At 60.3% G+C, this 12,747-nt stretch carries 11 protein-coding genes; 4 read left to right on the plus strand and 7 right to left on the minus strand.

Annotation, left to right across the window (positions count from 1 at the left end; translation table 11 throughout):
• The first annotated feature begins 191 nt into the window (after positions 1-191).
• Together AC1D35_RS04475 and AC1D35_RS04480 are read left to right on the plus strand one after the other, a co-directional pair.
• The gene (locus AC1D35_RS04475) at positions 192-1,835 is read left to right on the plus strand and encodes a sensor histidine kinase (protein ID WP_113310343.1); all 1,644 of its coding nucleotides are present in this window, start codon (positions 192-194) and stop codon (positions 1,833-1,835) included.
• Between the two features lie 62 nt (positions 1,836-1,897).
• A complete protein-coding gene (locus AC1D35_RS04480; RefSeq protein WP_113310344.1) occupies positions 1,898-2,380 on the plus strand; it encodes a DUF992 domain-containing protein in 483 nt (160 codons plus the stop codon).
• Between the two features lie 46 nt (positions 2,381-2,426).
• Here the strand turns inward: AC1D35_RS04480 and AC1D35_RS04485 are convergent, their stop codons facing one another.
• From AC1D35_RS04485 to AC1D35_RS04510, 6 genes are all read right to left on the minus strand, one after another.
• The gene (locus AC1D35_RS04485; protein ID WP_113310345.1) at positions 2,427-3,821 is read right to left on the minus strand and encodes an NAD(P)(+) transhydrogenase (Re/Si-specific) subunit beta; all 1,395 of its coding nucleotides are present in this window, start codon (positions 3,819-3,821) and stop codon (positions 2,427-2,429) included.
• 7 nt (positions 3,822-3,828) lie between these two features.
• Positions 3,829-4,227: a proton-translocating transhydrogenase family protein gene (locus AC1D35_RS04490; RefSeq protein ID WP_113296020.1), complete on the minus strand. Its 399-nt coding sequence runs from the start codon at positions 4,225-4,227 to the stop codon at positions 3,829-3,831.
• Entirely contained in the window at positions 4,227-5,375 is a 1,149-nt protein-coding gene (locus tag AC1D35_RS04495) for a Re/Si-specific NAD(P)(+) transhydrogenase subunit alpha (protein ID WP_477938243.1), read from the minus strand. The genes AC1D35_RS04490 and AC1D35_RS04495 overlap by 1 nt, the downstream gene beginning before the upstream one ends.
• Before the next feature lie 106 nt (positions 5,376-5,481).
• Positions 5,482-5,706, minus strand: coding sequence for an aa3-type cytochrome c oxidase subunit IV (locus AC1D35_RS04500; RefSeq protein ID WP_113296018.1), 225 nt, complete (start codon positions 5,704-5,706; stop codon positions 5,482-5,484).
• 264 nt (positions 5,707-5,970) lie between these two features.
• Positions 5,971-6,723, minus strand: a complete 753-nt coding sequence (locus AC1D35_RS04505) for an N-acyl amino acid synthase FeeM domain-containing protein (protein ID WP_477938244.1) — start codon at positions 6,721-6,723, stop codon at positions 5,971-5,973.
• A gap of 145 nt (positions 6,724-6,868) precedes the next feature.
• The gene (locus tag AC1D35_RS04510; protein WP_113296016.1) at positions 6,869-9,172 is read right to left on the minus strand and encodes an EAL domain-containing protein; all 2,304 of its coding nucleotides are present in this window, start codon (positions 9,170-9,172) and stop codon (positions 6,869-6,871) included.
• 316 nt (positions 9,173-9,488) lie between these two features.
• On the opposite strand from AC1D35_RS04510, the gene AC1D35_RS04515 reads away from it, so the two are divergent.
• Positions 9,489-10,028 carry a TRAP transporter small permease subunit gene (locus AC1D35_RS04515; protein WP_477938245.1) on the plus strand — a complete coding sequence of 180 codons (540 nt, stop codon included), beginning with the start codon at positions 9,489-9,491 and terminating at the stop codon, positions 10,026-10,028.
• 21 nt (positions 10,029-10,049) lie between these two features.
• Positions 10,050-11,540 (plus strand): TRAP transporter large permease, encoded by a 1,491-nt coding sequence (locus AC1D35_RS04520; RefSeq protein ID WP_113310347.1) that lies wholly within the window; start codon positions 10,050-10,052, stop codon positions 11,538-11,540.
• 84 nt (positions 11,541-11,624) lie between these two features.
• On the opposite strand, the gene AC1D35_RS04525 is transcribed toward AC1D35_RS04520, so the two are convergent.
• Positions 11,625-12,731, minus strand: a complete 1,107-nt coding sequence (locus AC1D35_RS04525) for a TRAP transporter substrate-binding protein (RefSeq protein ID WP_113310348.1) — start codon at positions 12,729-12,731, stop codon at positions 11,625-11,627.
• Between the last annotated feature and the right edge of the window lie 16 nt (positions 12,732-12,747).

Consider the following 12,747-nt stretch of genomic DNA (forward strand, 5'->3'; position numbering starts at 1 on the left):
TTTACACCTGACTATTTTAGTAGGTTGCAACCATATGCCTCGCCCCCTAACATGATCCTGCTTTGATAGCGGGCTATTGGGCGGTATGAATGTGAGGGGCGTTTACGAGCGATGCGGATTCTTGCTTTCGTAAGACCCTGCGAAACCGAGCTTCCTCTGCATCCAGCCCCGGCAGACCGGGGGCGGCATCGATGAAGTTTGCCGCCCGTCTTTTCCCGAAAGCTTCGATCGGAACGTATCTCGTCGCTATGGCCGTGGCGATTGCGCTACCGATCTTCGCCTTCGTTGCCCTTCTTCTCATGCAGTTGGAAGACAATCAGCGATCCACGCTCAAGCGCGAAACCGCGCAGGATGCGCTGGCCCTGTCACGCACCATCGATCGCCAGCTTCAGGATATGGCGACGACATTGCGGCTGCTGTCCTCCTCTCCCGAACTGGAGAGCGGCGACTATGAGTCTTTCTACAATCGTACGGAAACAGCACTGCGCGGCGATACGCTCTATGTGATCGCCGTCGACAGGACCGGGCAGCAATTTCTGAATACCCGTCGCGCCTTCGGCACGTCGCTCGGCAAGACGACGAACATCGCGGCTCTCGAGGCCGCCATGAAATCCGGCCGTATCGAAGCCTCCGACGTCTTCATGGGCGCAACGAGCGGCATGTGGGTCTACAACGTCACCCTGCCGCGTGACGAGGGTCCCGTCGCCGCATTGATCATCACGCAGAATGCCAACGACCTCGCAAAACTCGTCACGACCGAGGGCCTTGCCTCCGGCTGGTCGGCAGCGGTGATCGATCAGGGTGGTCACGTGGTAGCCAGCCGTGGCCCGGCCAACCTGCAGCCGGGCGAACCCTTCGACCCGCGCATTCTGCCCTCGCTCGTCGCTTCCAGCGGCGTTTTCGAAGACAGCGAGATTCTCCCGCATGCCCTGTTGGGCTATGCGCAGATTCCCGGCTGGTCCTGGAAGACCGTGGTGTGGGGGCCGATCGCCACCGCCCAGGCACCGATCCTCAGCACCTGGCGCTTCCTGCTGATCGGCGGGCTCGTGCTGTTTCTCGTTGCCGTACTCGCAACCTATGCCGTTGCCAGGCAGGTCCGCTCGACGATCCGCGAGATCGCCGACATGGCAAACCGGCTCGGCGACGGCCATATCGTCTCGCCGGTCGAAACCAGCGTCATCGAGGCCAACCAGGTGGCTATTGCGCTTTCGAACGCCTCTTTCGACCGGAGCCAGAGCGAAGACCGGCTGCGCTTCGTCATGCACGAACTTGTCCACCGGACCAAGAACCTGCTGACGCTTGTTCTCGCCATGATGCGCCAACTCTCCAAGCAGGCCGACAGCGTCGAGACATTCCGGCTAGCCGTCGCCCATCGCCTTGAAGGGCTCGTGCGCTCGATCGAGCTTTTGACTGGCGAACAGTGGTCCGGTGTCTCGCTGCATCGCGTCATCGACATCCACCTGCAGGCTTTCCCGCAAGCCCGCGAGCAGGTCGAAATCGAGGGCATGGATTTCATCCTCAAACCCGATGCCGTGCAGAATCTCGGCTTGGCGCTCCACGAGCTCGCCACCAATTCGGTGAAGTATGGCGCACTATCGATGCCGCAGGGCCGCGTGCGTTTCGATTGGCAGCCAGTGGAAGACAACATGCTGCGTTTCAGCTGGACTGAGAGCAACGGTCCGCCGGTCAAACCGCCGGCGCGCACCGGCTTCGGCACCACCGTCATCAAGGCTCATGCCGCCTCCGCTTTCCGGGGCAAGGTCGATATTGACTTCCGCCCCGAAGGTCTCGTCTGGATCCTTACAGCCCAGCGTCGGATGATGGAGCGCGAGTAGCGCAACCGGAACAATCACCGCAACCATCCGTTTCGAACAGGTCATTCAAAAGGAAAAAGACCATGTTCAAGCAAACCATGATTGCCGCGGCGGTCGTTTCGGCCGCAGCCTGCGCCGGTTCGGCTGCAGCAGCGGACTATATGTCGCTTGGCCGGCTCGTCTGCGGATCGGATGGCGGCCAGGGGCTGATCGTCACTTCCGAAAAGAACCTGATCTGCACCTATACGCCGGCTTCCGGCGGCCCCAAGGCGGTGTATGCCGGCAAGATCGAGAAATTCGGTATCGACATCGGCCAGACCGGCAAGAGTGTGATGATCTGGCAGGTGCTTGCCAAGACTGGCACCAATATGCCTGACTTCGCACTCGCCGGGGAATATTACGGCATCGGCGCAGATGCCAGCCTTGGTGCCGGCGGAGGTGCCAAGGTCATTGCCGGCGGCACCGACAAGGCCTTCATGCTGCAGCCGCTGAATCTGCAGGCCCAGGAGGGTCTTAACCTGGCAATCGGCGTCGAGAAGATGACGCTGGTGCCAGGCGAGATTTGACCGCTGTCGAGGATAAATGAAAAGCCCGCTGAAGCGGGCTTTTCGATCAATGGGCGATCGCCTTGTTTATTTCCTCGGTGACCTTCTTGGCGTCCCCAAGCAGCATCATCGTGCCGTCCTTGTAGAACAGCGTATTGTCGATACCGGCGTAACCGGAGCCGAGCGAGCGCTTGACGAACAAGCAGGTCTTGGCCTTGTCAACGTCGAGGATCGGCATGCCGTAGATCGGCGAAGTCTTGTCGTCGCGCGCCGCCGGGTTGGTGACATCGTTGGCGCCGATGACATAGGCCACATCGGCTTGGGCGAATTCCGAGTTGATGTCCTCGAGTTCGAAGACCTCGTCATAGGGCACGTTAGCCTCGGCAAGCAGCACGTTCATATGGCCGGGCATGCGGCCGGCGACCGGATGGATCGCGTATTTCACCTCGACGCCGTTCTTCTTGAGATTATCGGCGAGCTCGCGCAGCGCATGCTGGGCCTGGGCGACCGCCATGCCGTATCCCGGCACGATGATGACCTTCGAGGCATTCGCCATCAGATAGGCCGCGTCTTCGGCTGAACCGAGCTTCACCGTCTTGTCGGAATTGTCGGCGGCGCCAGCCGATGCCTCGCCGCCAAAACCGCCAAGAATGACAGAGATGAAGGAGCGATTCATACCCTTGCACATGATGTAGGAGAGGATCGCGCCTGAGGAACCGACCAGCGCGCCGGTGATGATCAGCGCCAGATTGCCAAGGGTGAAGCCGATGCCCGCCGCAGCCCAGCCCGAATAGGAGTTCAGCATCGAGACGACGACAGGCATATCGGCGCCGCCGATCGGCACGATCAGCAGGATGCCGAGTAACAACGAGAGCGCAACGACCGCCCAGAAATCCAGGTGGCTTTCAGTCACCGCCAGCCCGATGATGAAGAGCACGATCAGCACCAGCAGGGTTGCATTGATCACATGCCGGTAAGGCAGCAGGATCGGCTTGCCGGACATGCGCCCGTCGAGCTTCAGGAAGGCGATAATCGAACCGGTGAAGGTCAGCGCCCCGATCGCCACGCCGAGCGCCATCTCGATGCGTGCTTCGGTTTGGATCTGGCCGATCTCGCCGATGCCGAAGGAGGCGGGCGTATAGAGCGCGGAAGCCGCCACCAGCACGGCGGCAAGGCCGACCAGCGAATGGAAGCCGGCGACGAGTTGCGGCATCGAGGTCATCGGGATGGTTCGGGCAACATAGGCGCCGACGCTGCCGCCGATGGCAAGGCCGAGGATGATCAACACGAAGCCCCCAAAATTGGGCGTCGCCAGCACCAGCGTCGTGAGGATCGCAATCCCCATGCCGACCATGCCGTAGAGATTGCCTTTGCGGCTGGTGGCCGGATGCGAGAGCCCGCGCAGCGCCAGAACGAAAAGGACGCCGGAGACGAGATAGAGGAAGGCTGCAATATTGGTCATCGGCCCCTCACTTGTCCTTCTTGCGGTACATCGCCAGCATGCGCTGCGTGACGAGGAAGCCGCCGAAGATATTGACCGAGACGAGCACCAGCGCCACGAAACCGAAGCCGGTCGCAAGCCCGCTGGTCGAAATGCCGACGGCGAGCAGTGCACCGACGACGATGACCGAGGAGATCGCGTTGGTCACCGCCATCAGCGGCGTGTGCAGCGCMGGCGTCACCGACCAGACGACGTAATAGCCGACGAAGATCGACAAGACGAAGATCGCCAGCTGGAAGACGAAGGGATCGATCGCGCCGCCGGTTGCCGCACTTGCCGCTTCCGGAGCGTGGGCAGCTGCGGTGGCGACGGCGGTCACGGCGTCGTTCAGCTGTTGCAGCGCCTTGTCCATTGCTTCACTGGCCATCAGTTATCCCCCTTCTTGGCGCCGCCGAATGCCGGATGCACGACATCCCCCGCATAGGTCAGCATCGTCGCCTTGATGAGCTCGTCCTCGAGGTTGAGCACGACCGATTTCGTTTCCTTGTTCACCATCGTCTCGAGGAAGGTGACAAGGTTCTTGGCGTAAAGCGCTGAGGCGCTGGCCGCCACGCGGCCCGCCATGTTCGAGAAGCCGATCACCTTCACGCCTTCAACATCGGCGACCTGTCCTGCAGCCACACCCTCAATATTGCCGCCACGCTCGACTGCGAGATCGACAGCGACCGCACCAGGCTTCATCGAGGCCAGCATGGCGCGCGAGACAAGCCGCGGCGCTGGACGGCCGGGAATGAGTGCAGTCGTAATGACGATATCCTGCTTGGCGATGTGTTCGGCCACGAGTGCGGCCTGCTTCGCCTGATAGTCGGCCGACATTTCCTTGGCATAACCGCCTGCCGTTTCCGCCGCCTTGAACTCCTCGTCCTCGACGGCGATGAACTTGGCGCCGAGCGAGGYGACCTGCTCCTTGGCGGCCGGGCGAACGTCGGTTGCCGAGACCGCAGCACCGAGGCGCCGCGCCGTCGCGATCGCCTGCAGACCGGCGACGCCCGCCCCCATGACGAAGACCTTGGCGGCCAGCACGGTGCCGGCTGCCGTCATCATCATCGGCATGGCCCGGTCATAGACCGCCGCCGCCTCGATGACGGCCTGGTAGCCTGCGAGATTGGCCTGCGATGAAAGCACATCCATCGACTGCGCACGGGTGATGCGCGGCATCAGCTCCATGGCGAAAGCCGAAAGCCCGGCACTTGCCATCGCGGCGATCGCCTCGTCATTGCCGTAGGGATCCATGATGGCGATGACGACGGAACCGGTCTTATAGCCGGGAATCTCGCGTTCGCTCGGGCGGCGGACCTTCAGGATCACGTCGGCGGACGCTGCATCTGCGAAAGTGCCGATTGAGGCACCCACGGCCTCGAATTCACTGTCCGGAATACGAGAAAGCATTCCGGCGCCCGCTTCGACGATGACATCGAAGCCGAACGACTTCATCTTTTTCACGGCTTCGACAGACGCGGCAACGCGCGTCTCCCCATCCGTGATTTCCTTTGCTACGAAAACGATATTGGCCAACCGCCCCCTCCTCCGGGTCAGCTGGGCCGTGGCAGGCCGCTTGCCTGCACGGGCCAAGCATCTACATCACAAAGTTAGGAAGACCTTGTCTTCCTGCAGGCCGCGCTTAGCGGAGCAGAAAGATGCCGGCGACGAGAATGATGAGGAAGACGAGGATGCCGCCGAGGAAACCGGCGCCGCCGAAGAAACCGGCAGTCATGGCAAGCATCAGGGCGATCAGAATCATCGTGCCGTATTTCGTGCCGGCAATGAACATGTTGTAGGTCTTCTCATGTTCCTTGTAGTCCATCGGCGCGCCGGTCTCGACCGGTCCGGTATGATGTTCGGCCATGAATATCGTCTCCCTGAAATGCCTTAACGCTGCCTGATTCCCTCGCCTCAGCGAGGCAAATCCCCACCCGCAGGGATTACACAATGACGGGCGAAAGCGCAATGCATGAGAATGCCGCAGGAGTGCCTCGCAGTGACCTCATCCGGACGAAAAGACGACGTCAGCCGCCGGATGAAAGGAGGTCCCGCGACAGATGCGGTTTCGACTGTCGCCACCCCCATCTGCCCCAGCGGGCGTCGTCTCTCTATCGCGGAGAAAGGGAAATCACAGCGGCAAATCGGTGCCAAGTTCGCCTGGCGGCACAAAACGCGCCGTCGGAATGATGGTGAGCGGCGGCAGCGTGTCGTTCGGATTGCGCGAAAACATCATGCGCTGCTCGCTGGCGCCGGAGATAAAGAAGGGGTAACGCGTCAACAGCTTGCGCCCGACCTCGATCACATTCGTCGCCATCAGCGTCACGTCAACCCCGTAACTCTGCGCCAGTCGACCGGGCACAATGGTATCGGCATAGAAGACCCGCTTGTAGAAGGCGGCATGCGKGGGCCGGACGGACTGAATAACGCGGTCAGCCCGGAAATACGCTGCCGCAACGATGGCGGGTCTCAGCGTCAGATAGGGAACCCATGGCATGTTGGCGGTGATCTCCGGATCGGCCGCAAAACGCGCCGGGTCGATCAAGGTCAGCCCGGCGTCCAAAAGCTCATCCATCGCCTCGGGAAAAGCCTCGCCGGACCGGCTGATACKATGCTCCGGCGTCACATAGTGAATTCGGATCGTACTGACCAGTTCACCATAATAGTACAGACCGAAAATATAGGCATGGCTGTCGAAATCGACATCGTCCAATAGGCCTTCCGGGGCAAGCGACAGCGCGCCGTGGGCCTTGTAGGCCTTGTAGCGCAGCCGCTCCACCTCCTCCATGTCTTCGCTGCTTTCGACACGGCGATATTCGACATGATCCAGAATTTCCAGGATTTTACTGCTGAAATCGCCACGCGTAAAAAGTGTATCTGACATTTTTTCGATCCGCTCGTTAACGGATCATTAATCATACGCCGCCGATTTATAGGCAAGAAAATCTGAGAATTTGCGTTAAATTTAAATTATTAAGGTTAACGGCGCGCAAGATTTTCGGCTGGATAACAAGTCGCTTGCAGACGGCTCAGGCGACCTTGGTGCGACGGCGCTGGACGGTGCGGCGGCCGATACCCTCTTGCAGCAGCGTGATGTTCTGGGAAGGCACCGGCTGCGAGAAAACATAGCCCTGCACGAGATCGGCGCTGCGGTGCTTGTTGAGCAGCGCCAGTTGCTCCTCGGTCTCCACACCTTCGATCACGATCTTCAAACCCAGTTCGCGGGCGAGATTGACCGTGCCGCGCAAGAGCTTGAGGCGGCGCGCGTCCTCGGCGATGTTGCGCACGAAGGAGCGGTCGATCTTGACGATATCGAGCGGCAGCGTGTCGAGATAACTGAGGCTGGAGAAGCCGGTGCCGAAATCGTCGATGGCGATGGTGATGCCGCGGGACCTGAGTTCCGCCAGGATGGCGCGCACCGCCGCCGGTTCGTCGATCAGGCAGCTCTCGGTAACCTCGAGATGCAGCCGCGCCGCGGCGAGGCCGGAACGGGCAAGCGCATCGGCGACGACTGAAAGGATGTCAGCATCGCGCAGATCCCGTGCCGAAAGGTTGACCGAAACGGCGATATGTTCCGGCCAGGTCATGCATTCGCTGCAGGCCTTGAACAGCACGAAACGAGTGATGTCGGAGATGATGCCCATATCCTCGGCGAGCCGGATGAAGACGTCGGGTGGGATCGAGCCCCTCTCCGGATGCACCCAGCGCGCCAAGGCTTCGGCACATTCGATCCGCGAGCCGTCGGCCCGGAACATCGGCTGGAAGACGAGATGCAGCGCCTGCGCCGAGACCGCGTCGCGGAGATCCGCCTTCAGCTTCTGCTGCTCGATATAGCGGCCGTCCATTTCCCGCTCAAAGCCTGAGATGCCACCCTTGAAACGCGACTTGCTTTCGAACAGGGCAAGGTCCGCCTTGACGCTCCATTCGTCCATGGCGAACGAATCGCTTTCGAGGATCGCGTAGCCGGCGCTGAGCGAAACGAGAAAGGTTATTTCGTCGACCTCGTAGTGGCCCTGGATCGCGGCGTGAACGCGGCGGATTTCGCGGTCGAGCGAGGCCTGCTCCTTCGCACGCGGGAAGAACAAGATGAACTGATCTCCCATGAGCCGACCGAGAATGGCATTTCCGGAGGCCTGCTTGATGCGGGCGGTGATGGCGCAGAGCAGATGGTCGCCGGTGACATGACCGCGCATGTCGTTGACATGTTTGAACTCGTCGATATCGAGCACCATGAAGCCGAGCGGCCCGTTCTTCTTCGGATATTTGGCAAAATACTCCTGCACCAGCTGGCCGAAATATTCCCGGTTGGGCAGGCCGGTCAGCGCGTCGAAGCGCACCATATGCAGGATCTTCTGCTCCGCCTTCACCCGGCTCGACACGTCCTCGAAGATCAACACGGCGCCGCCATCGGCCCTGCGGCTGGCAGAGAATTCCAGTGACAGGCTCTCGGGAAAATGAATGAGCGTGCGCGACAGGCTGCCCTCGGCGACCTGGGTGAGCTGGCGCAGGATGAGCTCCGGCTGCGAGGCATCCATGAAGCTGTAGCGCGCGCCGTAGCGCAGCACGGTGCCGAGATCGCGGTCCTTCAGCCGGTCCGGCGCACCGATCTTCAGAAGCTCGCAGGCCTTGCGATTGACCACCTGGATCCGGTTTTCGGCATCGACCATGACGAGGCCGTGCGGCATGTTGTTTAGCGCCGTATCGAAACGGTCGGCAATGATGGTGATTTCACGGCGCGCAATCACGTTCTCATAGAGAAACTCGCGCACGCCATTCGCCATGGCCCGGGTCGTCAGCCAGAAAGGAATGAGGAAGATCGAAAGCAAGCCACGATAGAAATCCAGCGCTAGTAGGCTGCAGACGATCATCGGCAGGCAGCAGAAGAGCGTCTGGAGGTCGACTGCGAAGCGCGAGCCGTAGTTGCGGCCGACGACGGAAACCATGGTCGCCATGGTGACGGAAATGCAGGCAAGCTCCGCAAAGGAATCATGCACGACGAAGATGGCGTAGCCACTGGCGATGCCGAGGAGCGCGGTGGTGCAGGCTCCGCTGCCAACGAGAATCCGCTCCCAACGCTCGATTCCGGCGTGCGACAGGCTCTGCTTGTCGACACGATCGAACTGCCGGAAGATAACCATGCGAGCGCTGAAGACCAGAAGGAAGGCGACCGACAGCAGGATGTAGATGGAGTGCTGCGTCTTGGCAGCCACGGCAAGGCATGTCGCAACATGCACAATCACGCCAACGATAAGCGTCATGCGGTTCCCGGACAGGGAACTCACAAACGACAGATACACATCCTTAGGGACCCTGTTCGGGTTATGTGGCTTCATCCATACTTTCCCTGTGCGCGGGAAATGTAAACGGAACCCTTTAAAAATTGATTTCAAACGGTTCAAACATTTGGTCAATTTTTCTAAAACTATAGGATGAAGGGTACACTCAATACGGGATAATACAGCTTTCTCGCGAGGTTTTTGAAAAAATATCCGCCTCTGAGTTGCCTTTATTTTCCACGGGATCGCAGTCTTTAGCCGTATAAGACTATATTCCAAGGCGGCCCGTTTATCCTTCCAATTTCAAAAACCCTGGTCTACACCGGTTGCAGGGGAGAACTGCCGAAAACGGCGAGACAATAAGGGGAGGCGAATGTCGGTATTCCTGGCCGCCAGTCGGCTGATCGACTCGATCAGCGAGTTCATGGGAAAACTTTCCGAATATATGGTGCTGTTCTGCTGTCTGATCAGCGCCGGAAACGCCATCGTGCGCTACGCCTTCAACTACAGTTCGAACGGCTGGCTCGAGATCCAGTGGTATCTCTTCGCCTTCGTCKTGCTGCTCGGCGCCTCGCATGCGCTGCGCAACAACGAGCATGTCCGCGTCGACCTGATCTATGGCTCGGTTTCCGACAGGGCGAAGATCTGGATCGACATCGTTGGCCTCATCCTCTTCCTCATTCCCGTCTGCATCTTCCTCACCTGGGTCTCCTGGCCCTTCTTCGCGCTTTCCTACCGGCAGGGGGAAATATCGGGCAACGCCGGCGGGCTGATCCGCTGGCCCGTCAAGCTGGTCCTGGTCGCCGGTTTCGCGCTGCTCTCCCTTCAGGGCGTTTCCGAGCTGATTAAGCGGGTCGCAGCCGTTACCGGCCATATCAGCATCGACACGAAATACGAAAAGCCGCTGCAGTAACGCGCGCCTGGAGGAACGGATTTGTTTGATTTCGGCATCATTCCGCCGGCCATGTTCCTGGGCATGGTCATCTTCATGCTCTACGGCTTTCCGGTCGCCTTTTCGCTGGCCGCCGTCGGCCTGTTTTTCGGCATCATCGGCATCATCACCGGCCATTTCGACGAAGCCCTCCTGCAGGCGCTGCCGCTGCGCTTCTTCGGCATCGTCTCCAACGACCTCCTGCTCGCCATTCCCTTCTTCACCTTCATGGGTGCGATACTGGAGCGTTGCGGGCTGGCCGAGGATCTGCTCGAAGGCACCGGCAAACTCTTCGGTGGCATTCCGGGCGGCCTCGCCTATGCGGTCATCCTCGTCGGCGCCGTGCTTGGCGCGATCACCGGCACAGTGGCTGCCTCGGTCATCACCATGGGTGTGATTTCGCTGCCGATCATGCTGCGCTACGGCTACAATCCACGCCTTGCTACCGGCGTCATCGCCGCCTCCGGCACGATCACCCAGGTGATCCCGCCCTCGCTGGTACTCGTCGTTCTCGCCGACCAGCTCGGCAAATCGGTCGGTGACATGTATCGCGGCGCGATCGGCCCGTCGATCCTGCAGGTGGCGATCTTTGTCCTCTTCATCCTGGTGCTATCGATCGTCCGGCCAAAATCGATGCCGCCGCTGCCAAAGGAAGTGCGCGGCGACTTCAATTGGGCGCTGCTCGTGAAGGTGCTGATGGGCATGGTGCCCTCGATCGTGCTGATCTTCCTCGTGCTCGGCACGATTTTCATGGGTCTTGCGACGCCGACGGAAGCCGGCGCGCTCGGCGTCGTCGGCGCCATGGTGCTCGCGGCCATGAACCGGCGCCTCACCTGGCCGCTGGTCCGCGAGGCGATGGCATCGACCACGCACATCACCTCCATGGTTGTGATGATCCTTATCGGCTCCACCTGTTTCAGCCTGGTCTTCCAGGGCATGGACGGCTCGCGCTGGATCGAGCACATGCTATCGGGCATTCCCGGCGGCCCGGTCGGTTTCCTGATCTTCGTCAACATCTTCATCTTCGTGCTCGCCTTCTTCCTCGATTTCTTCGAGATCGCCTTTATCGTCATCCCGATGCTCGCCCCCGTCGCCTCCAATCTCGGCATCGACCTGATCTGGTTCGGCTTGCTGATCTGCGTCAACATGCAGACGAGCTTCATGCACCCGCCCTTCGGCTTCGCGCTCTTCTACCTGCGCTCGATCGCCGGCCGCGAGGTCAAGACCTCGGATATCTACATGGGTGCGCTTCCCTGGGTCGGGATGCAGCTGATCCTGGTGGCTATCGTGATCTTCTGGCCACAATCGGTGACCTACTGGCTGGACCATGGCCCGAAGGTCGACCCGAACTCGATCAAGATTGAAGTCCCGGGCTTCGGCGGTCAGCTCGGTCTGCCCCCGCTCGGCGGCAACAATGGCTCGCCGCAGATCCCGGGCCTGACCCTGCCGCCGCTGAATGGCCTGCCGGGAGCGCCGCCGGCGCCCGCCAAATAGCCAGCAAAAAGCAAAACCCCGGATCGAAATCCGGGGTTCTGGTATCGCGTTCGTGTAAACCACCAATGTCAGCGGCGGGGGCTCCTAGATCTTACCCGCGCGCTGTTGGATCATCATGAACGTATCGAATGTGTATTCCGAAAGCTGCATCCAGAGATAGGCGTCGCGCTTGAAGGCGGTCTGGTCCTCGTAGATCTTCTTGAAATACTGGTTCGTGCCTGAGATTTCGCTGTAGATACCGGTCGCGGCCTGGAAGCAGGCTTCCATGATCTCCTGGCTGAACGGCCGCAGCGTTGCGCCTTCCGCAACGAGCTGCTTCAACGCGCTCGGGTTCTTCGTGTCGTATTTTGCCAGCATATTGGTGTTGGCGAAAGCGCAGGCGTCGTTGAGCGCTGCCTGATAGTGCTTCGGCAGGCTGCTCCATTTATCGAGATTGAAGAAGGCATGCACCGTCGGGCCACCTTCCCACCAGCCCGGATAATAGTAGTACTTCGCCACCTTGTGGAAGCCGAGCTTCAGGTCGTCATAGGGGCCGACGAATTCTGCCGCGTCGATCGTTCCCTTTTCCAGCGCCGGGTAGATGTCGCCGCCGGCGATCTGCTGTGGGATGACGCCGACCTTCTCCATGACGCGGCCAGCGAGGCCGGCAATGCGCATCTTGACACCCTTGAGATCGTCGAGCGTGTTGATTTCCTTGCGGAACCAGCCGCCCATCTGCGCACCAGTATTGCCGGCCGGCAGGGCATACATGCCCTGTGTGGCATAGAATTCGTTCATCAGGGTATTGCCGTTGCCCTGGTAAAACCAGGCATTGGTCAGGCGGCTGTTCAGTCCGAACGGAATGGCCGTTCCGATGGCGTAGGTCGGGTCCTTGCCCACGAAATAATAGGAGGTGGTATGGGCTGCCTCGACCGTACCCGCCGCTACAGCATCAACGGCCTGCAGGCCGGGGACGATTTCACCGGCTGCGAAAGGCTGTATCGTGAAATTACCGTCAGTGGCAGCAGAAACATGCTTGGCGATATCGTCGGCGCCGCCATAGATCGTGTCCAGGCTCTTCGGAAACGACGAGGTCATACGCCAGGAAATCTTCGGGTTCTCCTGCGCAATTGCAGGCGCTGCCAGAGCACTTGCGGCAACGGCACCGGCGCCGGCTGTTCCCGCCTTTTTCATAAACGAACGACGATCCATCAAAAACCTCCCGTAT

The organism is Rhizobium sp. P1_E6, assembly GCF_056405875.1.